Below are 14,604 nucleotides of genomic sequence, written 5' to 3'. Positions count from 1 at the left end.
ACCGGCGCATCGACCCAGCGCATGCCGCAAGCGGCCCGCAACTCGGCCGCCATGCGCCGGGTCGCTTCCGGGTGGATGCTGGACAAGTCTATTAACAATTGATCGGCGCTACCGTTGGCGATAATTTGATCCCTCACCAGCGCTTCAACGGCAGCGGTATCGGCCAGGCACAAGATCACCACATCGGAGGCTTTGACCAATTCACAGACACTGCCGCAGACCTTGGCACCCGCATCACCAACCACACCCAATTTGGCGGCAGTGCGATTCCAGACATTGACCTGAAAGCCCGCCGCTAAGAGACGCAGGGTTAGCGGCTGCCCCATCAGGCCTATACCGACGAAACCGAGCGTGTAGCGTTGTTCTGCCATATTGAAGCTCGCCTTTATTCGAATAGCGCCGGGCTTAAATCCAAACGTTCGGCATCGCCCCGACCACTCATCAGATGTTGATGCACGATTTGAAAAGCTTCATCGAAATCGGCATTCACAAAACGCTGGGACAAATGCGCGCAAATTGCATACAAGCCCGAATAATGCACGGTCTCGCCCGATGTGCACAGATTGATTTTCTCGGACAGCACGCGCATCACTGACAGCACCGAACCGTCTTGCCGCCAGTTGGCAGAGACACTCACCACCTCGTCGCCCCTGCACGCGATAGCGGCCAATGCGTTAAAGGATAAATCCACCAAACCGGCCAAAATTTTGATTAGGTCCCCGCTGGCAATAGCTTTAAATGTCTCGCTACCGCAATCCAGCAATAAGGCTTGGCGCATCACAATATCCATATCGGACAAATGTCCAATCTCGCCGTCGCCGGGCTGCTTGATAGCGAATTTCCGGTGAAAATCTCTAACTTGTTGTAAATGTTTGTTCATGATTCTACTCCGGGGTTAGATTCAAAGAATTCGGGTGAATAGTGGCACGGCGCTGACTTATTTATATGTACAGTCACCGACCTACCCATTTATAGGACAGCAGCGAACGCGGAGAGTGCACCGATTATTAAGCAGTGACAATAAGGAATCCGGTTTTAACGCAATTGCCGACGCGATTCAATCAGCGACAAACTGACTATGACGATCAGTAGGAACAAGGATGTTTCCAGTAATAAAAACGCGGCAATTTTGAAATAAGCAAAAGCCGGATCGACATAACGCACCAACCAACCAGCCGCTTCATCCGCTATCGCTGCTGCATAAACTATCACGCTAATCCAAACTTTCATCAGCGTCGGCAACGAGGTCATCAGCATCAGATGCGTCAGCGTCAATACCAACATGCCCATAGCGAATAAATGAAAATGACTGACTTCCAGCAGACTTTGATAGCTTTTCGGCTCGTTAAACTCTTGCTCGTTGCCCAAATAGTAAGAAACTACCGACTCCGGGGTGAGATTCATTTTATGGAAATACATCAGACCATTGCTGATCCATAACAAGGCGACATAGGCCAAGAACATCAAGATCAAAGTATTGATCAGCAGCTGGCGATTCTGTTCGCCGGTAACAAAAAAACGCATCAGTGTGGCTTGTTTTGGATGAGAACTTGATAAATCGCCAATACCTTACGGGCGCTATTAATTGCGGCACGGGTGCTGAGCGTCGCCCCGGCCACGCCTTGTATATCCTGGTTCAGGCTCAACTCTTCGATGGAATGATTAGCCAACAGAGCCATCCAGCGCTCCGGCGGTTGATATTCCGGCGGCTCATGAAACGCCAGCGTGTGGACATTGCGTAATTTGCCATCCGGCGTTAATACCACCAGCAAGGTTTCCGGTTTGGTTCTAACGGTGTGCGCTTCAATGGCGGCATAGCCGATCACGGCGCCTTGCTTCTTACCCACATAAAAACTAAACAGATTGGATTCCAGCTTGACCTTCGCGAGCTGTTCGATCTGGGCTACTTCCTCCGGTGTGGGAAACAGCGATTGCATTTCCACGGAAGCATCGTCGCCGAAGGCCAGCTTCATCGCTTCGTCCTTGCTGTAAAAAACAGCAGCGGCAAGGTTTGTGCTCGTTAAACAAAAAACCAGTAGCGTCAGCATAAGCCGACGAGTTTTTGAAATCAACATGAATGGGGAAAATCCAGGGAGTGAACAATACGGCGGCTATGATAGAGACCGACAAACAATTTGCCAAGCCGATACGCGGATAAGCAATTTAGAGATGGCATTATATACCGATGCACCCCGCCTATGAACCGGCGGGGCTTAACAAACAACTATCCAGCTACTTTAGAAAATAAAGCCCACACCCAAATTGAAGTCGTCCGGAGAGGTGCCCGATTTTTGGGTGAAATTACGGTAATCGGCCTTGATAACGACATTGGGAATGGGTTTGTAGTTGAGACCGACTTGGTAGATTTCGACGTCCCTGGTCAGATCGTCCCGACAAATGGCGTTTGCGCATGTGGAAGCAGTAGCAACAGTATCCATACGCTCGTAACGCACGAAAGGTGCAAGATACTGGGTGGTGTCATGCGCAAAGTGCGGCAGGATGTCGTAACCGACTTCGCTATACCAACCATAGTTTTCTTCACCGATACTTTTAGCATTCGCGACACTCAGCAAGGCTGCATCGCCGATATGCCCCCAGGAACCCAAAGTCCGAAACTCCAGACCACGGTATTTCCATTGCAGATGCGCTTCGTACAGTTGCGTGGCCACTTCAAGTTGCCGGCCATTGTATAGCTGATTCTGCCCGGAATTACCCACATATGCCGAACCGCCCACCATGACGCCCGGCAACATAGGCGGCGCATAGTCCACGCGACCGACGTAAGCCAAGTCTTCCGCCAACGCCTGGCCGCCCGATTGCCGGCCGCTACGAATACCGTCAGCGCCAAAATTCTTAGCGTTCATACCGTTAACCACATAGGTCGTATACGTCAGGCCCGGCAACAATTCGCCGAATAATCCCACACCGTTTTCACGCCAAGTACTGGGAATAATGCGTCTTTCGACTTCCGGGCGATTGTTACCGAAGAAAAACGGCGGTTCATGTATCTGGTTGATGAAGCCCATCGGCATCAACACCATCCCGGCCCGGACGTTGACCAACGGGTCGATGAAGAAATCCAAGGAGGCCATTTCAACCGAGACGGTGCCCGTGCTACCCGATCCGTTATTGCCGGTGGAGGAATGTTCGAACTCTATTTCGCTGTTGAACAGTATGCTGTCAGTGAATTTATAACCCGCATAAATGACTAAGCGTTCGAAATCTGTATTGTCCGGGTTAGTGACGGTACCGGTTGTCGGGTTACGTCCGCCCTGATCATCAACCCGCGCCTGATAATTGGCCTCACCGTAGCCACCCAAGGACAAGCCCTTGCCTACTTGATACACCTTCGAGGCGGCGGGACCTAAACCGTAAGCGCTTTTGTATTCGACTTTTTCCGGCACCACCAATTCGGTACGGAGCTTTTCCACTTCTTCCGTCAACACATTGGTTTTACGCTCCAAATTACTGACTTCACCGGTGGGCGCTTTTTGGGCAACCGCCTCCAGCTTCTTAGTCATGCTATCAATCTGCTGCTGCTGAGCTTGAATGATCTTCCACATTTCATCCATGGTCTGCGGCTTTTCGGCAGGAATCCCCGCGGCATTTACCCCGGCACTGACGACAATCGCCGAGATCGCGGCGCTAAGTTTTGAGTTGAATGGCTTCATATCGGTCTCCAAGAATTTGAGACTCGAGTATAAAACCCCTACAACATTTAATGCAAATCATTCTCAAACCTATCCGCATTAAGAATCCGGATTTATCTCCGCAAAAATAGTGGCAGATAATAATTTAACGACTGTTAGTTGCGATTAGATCCAGCTTTTCGTTGCGGTTCATTTGTTTGATCAAGGCTTCCTTTCTGGAAGCCGAGACACGGTCGTGCCCCGCTTCGACAAAAACCAGTTGCCTAGGCCGACGACTTCTAAAATATTTGGCCCCTTTTTGCATCAGATGTTGGTGAAAACGTCGCTCAACATCGGTACTAATACCGGTATATAAGCTGCCGTCATCACACTGAATGATATAGACCGACCAATTTAGCACTGGCGATCTATTGAGAGTCGGAGGGTTTATTCAACCAGCCGTTTAGAAGAACCGCTACCAACACACCAAAACCAATATACGCATAGCGCACGATAAAGATCAGTGCACCGCTTTGGCTATGACTTGCAGCATCTTTTACACCGGGCGTAACCGCTAATGTCCAGAGCAGCGCCGCCAAAAAATAGACCACCACACCCGACACCGCCCATGAAACAGCCGGACGACCTGATCGTGCCGCAGTGTTGTAAAACCAGATGCCGACTAATGCGGCTGCTATCGAACCTAACATGTGTTTACCTGATTTTAAGTGGTTTAACGGCGAGACAATTGCTCGATTCCCAGATTGGCCAGCTGATCAGCACGCTCGTTACCTACATCCCCGGCATGTCCTTTCACCCATATCCAATCTATGTTGTGACGCTGGATCGCCGCATCCAATCGTCGCCATAAATCTTCGTTTTTCACGGGCTTATTTGCCGCAGTTTTCCATGCCCGCTTTTTCCAGTTAGCCATCCACTCGGTGATCCCTTGCAAAACATATTTGGAGTCGGTGTGCAATTTGACGCTGCAAGGCTTAGTTAAAGTGTCTAAAGCTTGTATTGCGGCTACCAACTCCATCCGGTTGTTAGTCGTTTCAAGTTCACCACCGCACAGCTCTTTTTCTTTATCTCGATATTCCAAGCGCACTCCCCAGCCTCCGGGCCCAGGATTGCCCTTGCATGCACCATCTGTGTAAACAATAACGTCAGTCATGACCAACCTATCTATGTAAATTCGATTTTAAACCTAATCCAACCGCAGCCAAATTGCTTCTGCGTTGCTGCGTCGCGGTCAAAGGAATCAATGTATATTGCCTCTTCACCGCTTTAATGCCGTAAGCCATAGCAAACAAAGACGCAAAGCTAAATTCGAATTTACCATGAGCAATGGTGTAACTGTCTAGTCCAAACTCCGCAGTCGTTAGCAATTCGAAATTCATCAGCTTCAACCAATCCAAGACCCGTGCTTTAGTAATGAAATGCGCCCGCCATGATTCAGCAAGCTTCCGGTCCCATAAAAACTGGAAACGCACCGACATACTGAACGGGTTGAAATTCAACATGACCAATTCGCCGCCCGGCTTTAATACGCGATTCACTTCGCGCAAGGTTTGAAACCGACGCGCGTCGAACTCCAAAATATGTGGGAGTATGACCAAATCCATCGATTCTGTTTGGATAGGCAAATTAAAAGCTTTAGCGGTTACTTTCAACGCACTGGCATCACCCATGGCCTTGCCGTCCAGAATTAGATAATTCCGATACAAGGAAAAATCGACAAACTCATTTTCCCAGCCCAAACCACCTATCTGGAGTTGTTGTTGTTTGCAACTCACCGTTATTGATCTTCGCAAATAGTTGGCTTCCATGGTTTGCAGTAGCTTACCTCTTGGGGTTTGGTACAACGCAAATAGAAATTGTCTCTTCATTTAACCGCCGCTAAGGGTATGTTTTTTTGGCTATTTTAGAAAGCCATGCTAGGATCTAATTTTTTTATTTTAGCGAGTTCAGACAATGCCCCGCTCAATTTCCAAAAAATCAGGCCGTCATCTGTCTTATCTACTGCCTATTTTGCTAGCAACCGGTTGTAGCCAACATGCGCAAAAAGACCATCTAAGCCAATCATCAACTAGCAAGTTTTCCGTGTTTACCCGCAATGGCAATACCGGAAAAATCCACAACAAGCAAGTAGAAGCAAAAGAGCACGCCACCATCTGGGATAGGATGCTGTCTCTTTATGCCTTGCCGGAAATCGATAATGCCAGAATCGACCGCGAAGTAAACTGGTATCTTAGAAACCCTGAGTATCTCACCCGAGTACAACAACGCGCCGAGCCCTATTTATATTTCATCCTCAACGAAATCGAAGCCAAAAACATCCCCGGAGAACTGGCACTGTTACCTGCGGTTGAGAGCGCTTTTAGACCTGACGCGATGTCGCCTGCTCAAGCTTCCGGTCTTTGGCAATTCATTCCACCTACCGGGCGCCTTTACGGATTAAAACAGAACAGCTGGTATGACGCCCGGCGCGACGTCGTGCAATCGACTCAGGCCGCCACTACGTTCCTGAAAGAACTGAGCGAGACTTTCAACAACGACTGGTTACTGGCACTCGCGTCATATAACGCCGGCAAAGGCAATATCAAAAACGCCGTAGACAGAAATGTCGAACGTGGACAACCTACCGACTTCTGGTCCCTGGACTTGAATAACGAGACCTCGGCTTATGTCCCCAGGCTTCTGGCAATCGCCAAAATCTTCGCCAATCCAGAAAAATATAACGTCAATCTGCATCAATTCGCCAACCAGCCTTACTTTGAATTGGTCGATGTCAAATCCCAGCTTGACTTGGGTAAAGCCGCCGAAATGGCACAAACCCCGCTGGATGACTTCTTAAAGCTCAATCCCGGCTATAACCGCTGGAGTACCGATCCGAACGGCGCACAACATCTGCTGATTCCGGTAAGCAAAGCCGATTCTTTTAAAGAAAAACTGGCTGAATTGCCGCACCAAGAAAGAATCAAGTGGGAACACCATACGGTGAGCAAGAAAGAGACTCTGAAAAGCATAGCCAGCAAGCACAGCACCAGTGTCGAAGAGATTATCAATGTAAATCATCTTGACGACGATGCGGTTGCCCAAGGCACTATCCTGTTAATCCCGGTTTCTTTTCATTCGCAAAAAGGCGAACCGACGACACCGGCTGTTGCCTCAGTGTCTCAACAAACCACACCAACCCCTGCTCAATCAAGCAAACAGCAATATACGGTTAAGAAAGGCGATACCTTATGGGATGTCTCGCAACGTTTTTCCGTTGATAAAGACGACATTGTGAGCTGGAATAAATTACCCAAAAAAGCGGCGCTGAAACCGGGTCAAAAACTGACTATCAAGAAAACCAGCAGCAGTATAACCGTTGCATCAACCGCGCCGTCTATCAAGCAAATCAGCTACACGGTCAAAGCCGGCGACACATTGGCACAGATTTCGAAGAAATTTAATGTCAACGTCACCGAGCTTCGCAAATGGAATAACGTCCCCAAAAACAAAGCGGACATCAAACCGGGCTCGAAACTAAAAGTAATGATTGAAGCCGGCCATCCGTCCACCTAATGGTTCGGATAAATACACGTATAGCTCAAATTGATTAGCGAAGTAGATCTTTCTAGTCGCCATAAAGGTAAACCTAAACCAACGATTTAGGTTTACCTTTTAGCTTTGCTAGATCAGCGCAGAAAAATAGTAATCGCTACATCCTATAGAAATAGCGATTCAACTTAAAATATGCATTTGAAACAGAAAAAATAGCAAACTCACAACATATTATTGGTGCTGCAGCAAGCTATAAATTAAGAATTTATGGCGTCCCCACGGGGGTTCGAACCCCGGTTACCGCCGTGAAAGGGCGGTGTCCTAGGCCACTAGACGATGGGGACTAAGACTATTTTCAGATTGACTTCTTTAATACGAATTGTCGGCTTAACCGACTTTAGCCAAGTTGGCGTCCCCACGGGGGTTCGAACCCCGGTTACCGCCGTGAAAGGGCGGTGTCCTAGGCCACTAGACGATGGGGACTCAGGACTAAATCAACTATTTTGGTGGAGCCAAGGAGGATCGAACTCCTGACCTCTTGCATGCCATGCAAGCGCTCTCCCAGCTGAGCTATGGCCCCGTAGTTGAGTCCTCGTATTATACGGATATTCTGAACTTTGTCTAGGAATTTTCGAGATTCTTTATGTATCCGATGGCTCGTTCTATTCTGTTCAAGGTTTTCTCTCTGCCGAGTAGCGCTAAAGTCACATCAATAGCCGGCGATACGCCGCTACCGCAAACCGCTACGCGCAGGGGTTGCGCGACTTTACCCAGATTAAGCTGCAATTGTTCGGCACTATCCAATACCACTTGATGCAGGCCTGAGGCTTCCCAATCGCCGATAGCGCTAAATTGCATCAGTAAATGCTGCAATACATCGTCCACGCCCGCTTTGAAATTCTTCTTAGCGGCTTTTTCTTCGTAACCGTCGAAATCTTTATAAAAATATTCGCTTTCGGCTGCCATATCCACCAGGGTTTTGCAACGTTCGCGCTGCGCTTTAACGACATCAGCCAAGACCGGACCAGTTGTCGGATCGATACCGCGCTCCCCCATATGCCACGCCAAATGCCTGGACACATGCGCCGGATCGCTATTCATGATGTATTGATGATTCAACCACAATAACTTCTCGGTATTGAACGTGGAAGCGGAAACATTGACTTTTTCCAACTCGAACAACGCCACCATCTCTTCCAAGGAAAACAATTCCTGATCACCGTGCGACCAACCCAAGCGCACCAGATAGTTCAACAAGGCTTCGGGTAGATAGCCGTCGTTACGATATTGCATCACACTAACCGCGCCGTGGCGTTTGGACAAGCGCGCCCCGTCCGAACCTAAAATCATCGGCACATGTGCATATACCGGCAATTGCGCACCCAAGGCTTTCAGAATATTGATCTGCCTGGGCGTGTTATTGACATGATCGTCACCGCGTATCACATGGGTAACCCCCATATCCATGTCATCGACTACCACCGTCAGATTATAGGTTGGGGTACCGTCGGAACGGGCAATAATCAGATCATCCAACTCCTTATTGGCAACGACGATACGGCCTTTGACTAGGTCGTCGATGATAACTTCACCCTGCTCCGGATTCTTAAAGCGCACCACCCGCTCGCCTTGCGGATTTTCAACGCCATCCCGGCATTTGCCGTTGTAACGCGGCTTTTCCTTGTTAGCCATCTGCTGCTCGCGCAAAACCTCCAACTCTTCGCGACTGCAATAACAATAGTAAGCATCGCCCTGAGCCAGCAGTTGCTGAATTACTTCTTTGTAACGATCAAAGCGATGGGTCTGATAAAACGGTCCCTCATCATATTCCAAACCTAGCCAAGTCATGCCTTCCAGAATTGCATTCACAGATTCCTGACTGGAGCGCTCAAGATCGGTGTCCTCGATTCGCAAAATAAATTTGCCACCATGTTTACGCGCATACAACCACGAAAACAAAGCGGTTCTAGCACCGCCGACATGTAAATAACCGGTGGGACTTGGGGCAAAGCGGGTTCTAATACTCATCTTTAATTACTTAGTGGTTAAAAATTTCTTGGCGTATTCGCCGGGAATGGAGCGCGATGCGCTTAAACGCATCGCCTGATAGTTAAATTGCACGCTGCCCTTAGCTGCGTCGTTTCTGCCTAGTATGGCCAGCGAAGTGGCATGCCCTTGCTTAGCGGCTTTTTCATACCAATCGGTAGCCTTGTCTCTATCGCTGATGACACCCATACCTCTATCGTACATCGCCCCCATGACTACCTGAGCATCCAGCAAACCTTGGTTCGCCGCTTTTTCCATCCACTCCGCGGCCTTGTGCTCATCCTTCTCAAAACCCTCTCGACCAAGTAAATACAAAGACGCCAATTTGGCTTGCGCCTGCGCGTTACCCCGGTCAGCCATTTCTTTCACGCTGTCAGCCTTTACCGCGCCAGCAAGTAAAAACATCGCACAGAAAATTAAGATCTTGCCCATCACATTCTCCAAGGAAGCCTACGGATTAAAAAACAAAGCAGCATTATTTCATGGCACCCGGATAAGATGAATGCACTATTTAAAAATAAGGGATTGGTGTTAGACTTAAGACACCAAGGCGGTACGCTAGGCCTTGTAGATGCAGAATAACAACCTGGAGAATTAAAACATGAAAAGAAACCTTTTATTCACGGCTACTTTGGCCGGAGCACTGCTTTCCGGTTGCGCGACGCAGTCGAGCAATAATTTCCAGGCCTTCCAGCCGGAAGACCTTAACGCACTGGTTAAATCCGGAAAACTGGTACAAAAGACCAACAGCTTTTTCGTGGTTAATGATTCATCTTCGTCAATGAGCCGTACCTACGTAAATTCTACGGATTACAGTGGCACTAAGCTGGATGTCGAAAAAAACCTGCTAAACAAGTTTAACAAATCCATTCCGGTGATGCCGCTGACATCCGGTTTACGCAGCTTTGGTTTTGGTCCATGTCTGTCGTGGGGCTCAACTTATCTCAACCAGGCCGTGCAAAACTACTCTCCAGCCGGTTTCGAAACTGCCATTACTTCTCTGCAATGCTCTAGTGGCGGCACACCATTGGCCACAGCACTAAGCGATTCCGGTAAAGATATAAGCAGCGCTCCCGGAAATATTGCCTTACTCGTTTTCAGTGACGGTATCGAAGAAGTCTCGCCAATCCCGACTGCCGAAGCTCTCAAAACCCAATATGGCGACAAGCTGTGCATTTATACAGTTTGGGTTGGCAATGACGAAGATGCTGCAGGTCAAACGGTGCTGCAAGATTTGGCTAATGCATCGGGTTGCGGATTCTCAACCACGGCAGACGCCATTTCCAGTCCGAAAGGCATGAGCGATTTTGTTAAAAACGTGTTCCTGAAAGCGGGTACACCAAAAGTGGCAGATTGTTCGACACAAGACGACGACAAAGATGGCGTAAGCAACTGTCTAGACAAATGCCCTGACACCCCTAAAGGTGCCATCGTCGATAAAGACGGTTGCTGGGCGTTCCATGGCGTACTGTTCGATTTCGACAGCGACAAGGTCAAGTCCAAATACGACCCGCTGATCCAAAACGCGGTGGAGGTGATGAAGCTCAATCCAGGCTTGACTGTCGAAATTCAAGGCCATACCGACAGCTACGGTACCGATGCATACAACGAAAAATTGTCGCAACGTAGAGCCAATGCAGTTAAAAACGAATTGGTTAAACTGGGCGTGGATGGCAAACGTCTATCGACAGCCGGTTATGGCGAATCTCAACCGGTTGATACCAACGAAACCGATGAAGGCCGCGCTTACAACCGTCGTGTAAACTACAAACGTACCGACAAGTAGGCACTGAAAATATCGGGCGAGTTAACACCCGCCCGATAATGTCAAAGGGAGGTTAACACCTCCCTTTTTTATGCCTGTCGCTGACGTTCACGCCTGCTTAATACCTGACTTGCACCGCATCCATCGACAACAACCGTCTCAAGCGGGTTAACAATTCATCGCTGGGATGTACGCGCCATTCGTCACCCAGTTGTAGATTGGCTTTGGCTTCCGTTTTCGCAAACTCGATGCTGATCGGGCAAAGCCCACCGCAAAACGGCCTTAATGTCTCCGCCAGCTCGTTGACGAAACTGCGCTCCATCCGCCATTGCCTGCTATCCCAATGCAACACGATGGCCCGGGCAAACATTTCCCGTGCCTGCTCCATGCTGTAGAGCTTTTCGGCGGTCATGCGCAGACTATTGGTAAAGTCGTCCATCGCCAGCGAGCCTTCGGCGACCAACAAAGTGTCCTTGGCCAGCAAGTTCCGGTATTTGTCGAAAATGCCGCTGAACGCCGCCACTTCCAGACGTCCTGTACGGTCGTCCAAGGTTGCGAAGCCCATCATCTTGCCTTGCTTGGTTTGCCGGGTGCGCATTTCCACGACCAAACCGGCTACCCGCCCTTCCATTTTGCCTCTGGAGCGGCCGGCATCGACCTCCAAGCTGGCTAGCGAACCATGAGTAATATGTTTCAATTCCGACAGATACTCGGCTATGGGATGACCGGTTAGAAACAGCCCCAGCGTCTGCTTTTCCGCTTCCAGCTTTTCTTTTTCGGTCCACGGTTCGACCACCGTCGAATACGCCTCCGCTTCCCCATCGCTAACTTCCACCTGCACAGCCAAACCAAACAGATCGTTTTGACCGGCCAGAGCCATTTTTCCATGTTGTTCGGCAACTCTCAGCGCCGTGGTCAGTTCGGCCAGATGTGCCGCGCGATTAGGATCAATGGCATCCAGCGCCCCGGCCCTGATCAATGCTTCCAGAACCCGGCGGTTAACCTTGCGTAAATCGACGCGCTTGCACAAGTCATACAAGCCAGCATAAGGGCCGTTTGCGTTGCGTTCTTTCAATAAATCTTCAATAGCATTTTCGCCGACACCCTTGATCGCGCCGATACCGTAAACAATCTGCCCTTGGTCGTTTACGGTAAAACGAAAGTCGGAAACATTGATATCCGGTGGGCATATCTCCAGCTTCATTTCCCGGCATTCGTCGATCAATACCACCACTTTGTCGGTGTTGTCCATATCCGACGACATCACCGCCGCCATGAACGCGGCCGGAAAATGCGCCTTCAACCAAGCGGTTTGATAGGCTACCAAGGCGTAAGCGGCCGAGTGCGACTTGTTAAAACCGTAGCCGGCGAATTTCTCCATCAGGTCAAAAACGTAAGTCGCGATCGATGCATCTATCTGGTTTGCCACCGCGCCCGACATAAATTTCTCCCGCTCCTTGGCCATTTCCTCCGGCTTTTTCTTACCCATGGCCCGCCGCAACATATCGGCGCCGCCCAAGGTATAACTGGCCAATTCCCGGGCGATCTGCATCACCTGCTCCTGATACAGAATAACGCCGTTGGTGGGCTTAAGAATGGGTTCCAGCAAAGGATGAGCATATTCGGCCTTGGCACCGTGTTTGACGTTGATGTAATCATCAACCATGCCTGATTCCAAAGGTCCGGGACGGAATAAAGCCACCAGCGCGATGATGTCGTCGAAGCAATCCGGTTTCAGTTTTTTGATCAACTCCTTCATGCCGCGCGACTCCAGCTGAAATACAGCGGTGGTTTGGGCATTTTTTAATAATTCATAGCTTGGCAGGTCGTCGCGCGGAATCTGGGTAATATCCACCGGTTCTTCGCCCCGTTGCGCGCGCTGGCGATTAATGGTTTGCAGCGCCCAATCGATAATCGTCAGAGTCCGCAAACCCAAGAAGTCGAATTTAACCAAGCCGACCGCTTCGACATCGTCCTTATCAAACTGCGTTACCAGATTGCCGCCACCCTGCTCGCAATACAATGGGCTGAAATCGGTGAGTTTGGTCGGCGAAATCACCACGCCGCCAGCGTGCTTGCCGGCATTACGGGAAATACCTTCCAAGGAACGCGCCATATCGATCAACGATTTAACTTCTTCCTCGGTATCGTACAAAGCCTTCAACTCGGCACTGTCTTGCAGCGCCTTATCCAGGGTCATGCCGATTTCAAATGGAATCAGCTTTGCCAGCCTATCCACGAAGCCGTAGGCATGCCCCATCACCCGCCCCACGTCGCGAATCACCGCCTTGGCCGCCATCGAGCCGTAGGTAATGATCTGCGACACATGATCGCGGCCATAATGCCGAGCGACGTAATCGATCACCTCGTCGCGGCGTTCCATGCAAAAGTCGATATCAAAATCCGGCATCGACACCCGTTCCGGATTCAAAAACCGCTCGAACAGCAAATCGAATTCGATAGGATCGAGATCGGTAATCTTCAGGGCATAAGCCACCAATGAACCGGCCCCGGAGCCTCGACCCGGTCCGACGGGTATCGCATTGTTCTTGGCCCACTGAATAAAGTCCGCGACGATCATGAAATAGCCGGGAAACCCCATCTGGGTGATCACGTTCAGTTCGACTTCCAAGCGCTCGTCATAGACTTTGCGGTTTTCCTCAAAGCTGCCCTTGCCTACCGGCGGATATTGGATCAGGCGCTCTTCCAGGCCTTGACGCGAGGCCTGCTTGAAATAGTCGTCCAGGGTCATGCCCTCGGGAACCGGAAAATCGGGCAAATAGTTTTCGCCCAGCGTGAGTTCGACATTGCAACGCTTGGCAATTTCCACGCTATTGGCCAAGGCCTCCGGAATGTCGGCAAACAATTCAGCCATTTCCTCGGCGGTACGCAAATATTGCTGGGCGGTATAGTTTTTCGGCCGGCGGCTATCGTCCAGCACCCGACCCTGATGAATACATACCCGCACTTCATGCGCGTCGAAATCGTTTTTACTAATAAAACGTACATCGTTGGTGGCGACCACCGGCAAATCCAGCTCGGCAGCCAAATCCGCCGCTAATTTGATGTAACGCTCCTCGTCGGCTTTACCGACCCGTTGCAATTCCAAGTAAAAACTGTTCGGAAACAGATCCCGCCAATGTTCGGCACAACGCTTGGCTTGCTCGGCATTTTCCGCTAACAAAGCTTGGCCAATGTCGCCATCCATCGCTCCGGATAGCACGATCAAACCCTCGTGATTTTCGGCAATCCATTCCTTCTGCAACATCGGAATTCCTTGATGCTGGCCTTCTTGATAGCCCCGGGAAATCAGCTCGGTCAAAGTCACATAGCCTTTTTGATTGCGCGCCAACATGGTCAGGCGGAACGGCGAGGCCGGCTCATCGGGATTAAAAATCAGCACGTCGGCGCCGATCAAGGGCTTGATGCCGGCACCTTGCGCGGCTTTGTAAAATTTAACCAGCGAGAACAGATTGCTCTGTTCGGTGATTGCGGCGGCCGGCATTGCATACTCAGCCAGCTTCTTTACTAAGGGCTTGATCCTGACGATACCGTCGACTAAAGAAAATTCGGTATGAATACGAAGATGAACGAAACTCGGCGTCATGGCTG

The 14,604-nt window shown here is 49.9% G+C and carries 14 protein-coding genes and 3 tRNA genes; 2 read left to right on the top strand and 15 right to left on the bottom strand.

The window, feature by feature from the left end; genetic code table 11:
* From NP589_RS14890 to NP589_RS14850, 9 genes are all read right to left on the bottom strand, one after another.
* Nucleotides 1-371, bottom strand: a 371-nt coding sequence (locus NP589_RS14890; RefSeq protein ID WP_256607699.1) for an NAD(P)-dependent oxidoreductase, incomplete at its 3' end; no start/stop codon positions are given.
* Nucleotides 372-385: 14 nt separating this feature from the next.
* Nucleotides 386-880, bottom strand: a complete 495-nt coding sequence (locus NP589_RS14885) for a nucleoside triphosphate pyrophosphohydrolase family protein (protein WP_064007720.1) — start codon at nt 878-880, stop codon at nt 386-388.
* Between the two features lie 155 nt (nt 881-1,035).
* The gene (locus NP589_RS14880) at nt 1,036-1,524 is read right to left on the bottom strand and encodes an Aq_1264-related membrane protein (RefSeq protein WP_256607698.1); all 489 of its coding nucleotides are present in this window, start codon (nt 1,522-1,524) and stop codon (nt 1,036-1,038) included.
* Complete coding sequence (locus tag NP589_RS14875; protein ID WP_256607697.1) at nt 1,524-1,973, bottom strand: FMN-binding protein; 450 nt, start codon at nt 1,971-1,973, stop codon at nt 1,524-1,526. Before NP589_RS14875 ends, NP589_RS14880 begins: the two co-directional genes overlap by 1 nt.
* A 264-nt stretch (nt 1,974-2,237) precedes the next feature.
* Complete coding sequence (locus NP589_RS14870; protein ID WP_256607696.1) at nt 2,238-3,671, bottom strand: porin family protein; 1,434 nt, start codon at nt 3,669-3,671, stop codon at nt 2,238-2,240.
* Nucleotides 3,672-3,795: 124 nt separating this feature from the next.
* Complete coding sequence (locus NP589_RS14865; protein WP_256607695.1) at nt 3,796-4,050, bottom strand: GIY-YIG nuclease family protein; 255 nt, start codon at nt 4,048-4,050, stop codon at nt 3,796-3,798.
* Nucleotides 4,051-4,057: 7 nt separating this feature from the next.
* Entirely contained in the window at nt 4,058-4,339 is a 282-nt protein-coding gene (locus tag NP589_RS14860) for a hypothetical protein (protein ID WP_256607694.1), read from the bottom strand.
* Nucleotides 4,340-4,362: 23 nt separating this feature from the next.
* Nucleotides 4,363-4,803 carry a ribonuclease HI gene (gene rnhA / locus NP589_RS14855; protein WP_256607693.1) on the bottom strand — a complete coding sequence of 147 codons (441 nt, stop codon included), beginning with the start codon at nt 4,801-4,803 and terminating at the stop codon, nt 4,363-4,365.
* A gap of 7 nt (nt 4,804-4,810) precedes the next feature.
* Nucleotides 4,811-5,518 carry a class I SAM-dependent methyltransferase gene (locus NP589_RS14850; RefSeq protein WP_256607692.1) on the bottom strand — a complete coding sequence of 236 codons (708 nt, stop codon included), beginning with the start codon at nt 5,516-5,518 and terminating at the stop codon, nt 4,811-4,813.
* A gap of 85 nt (nt 5,519-5,603) precedes the next feature.
* Between NP589_RS14850 and NP589_RS14845 the strand changes: the two genes are divergently transcribed.
* Complete coding sequence (locus NP589_RS14845; RefSeq protein ID WP_256607691.1) at nt 5,604-7,202, top strand: LysM peptidoglycan-binding domain-containing protein; 1,599 nt, start codon at nt 5,604-5,606, stop codon at nt 7,200-7,202.
* 247 nt (nt 7,203-7,449) lie between these two features.
* Here NP589_RS14845 and NP589_RS14840 read toward each other — a convergent pair.
* From NP589_RS14840 to NP589_RS14820, 5 genes are all read right to left on the bottom strand, one after another.
* Nucleotides 7,450-7,525, bottom strand: a tRNA-Glu gene (locus NP589_RS14840).
* A 63-nt stretch (nt 7,526-7,588) separates the two neighbouring features.
* Nucleotides 7,589-7,664: transfer RNA gene (locus NP589_RS14835), tRNA-Glu, on the bottom strand.
* Nucleotides 7,665-7,685: 21 nt separating this feature from the next.
* Nucleotides 7,686-7,761: transfer RNA gene (locus tag NP589_RS14830), tRNA-Ala, on the bottom strand.
* Nucleotides 7,762-7,802: 41 nt separating this feature from the next.
* Complete coding sequence (gene gltX / locus NP589_RS14825; protein ID WP_256607690.1) at nt 7,803-9,209, bottom strand: glutamate--tRNA ligase; 1,407 nt, start codon at nt 9,207-9,209, stop codon at nt 7,803-7,805.
* A gap of 6 nt (nt 9,210-9,215) precedes the next feature.
* Complete coding sequence (locus tag NP589_RS14820; RefSeq protein WP_256607689.1) at nt 9,216-9,659, bottom strand: tetratricopeptide repeat protein; 444 nt, start codon at nt 9,657-9,659, stop codon at nt 9,216-9,218.
* A 169-nt stretch (nt 9,660-9,828) separates the two neighbouring features.
* On the opposite strand from NP589_RS14820, the gene NP589_RS14815 reads away from it, so the two are divergent.
* Nucleotides 9,829-11,013, top strand: a complete 1,185-nt coding sequence (locus NP589_RS14815) for an OmpA family protein (protein WP_256607688.1) — start codon at nt 9,829-9,831, stop codon at nt 11,011-11,013.
* Between the two features lie 97 nt (nt 11,014-11,110).
* Here the strand turns inward: NP589_RS14815 and dnaE are convergent, their stop codons facing one another.
* Nucleotides 11,111-14,599: a DNA polymerase III subunit alpha gene (gene dnaE, locus NP589_RS14810; protein WP_256607687.1), complete on the bottom strand. Its 3,489-nt coding sequence runs from the start codon at nt 14,597-14,599 to the stop codon at nt 11,111-11,113.
* Nucleotides 14,600-14,604: the final 5 nt, after the last annotated feature.

The sequence above is a fragment of the Methylomonas rosea genome (assembly GCF_024505055.1).
Classification (GTDB): domain Bacteria; phylum Pseudomonadota; class Gammaproteobacteria; order Methylococcales; family Methylomonadaceae; genus Methylomonas; species Methylomonas rosea.
Note: the sequence above shows the minus strand (reverse complement) of the source record. Positions and strands in the feature narration are given on the sequence as shown.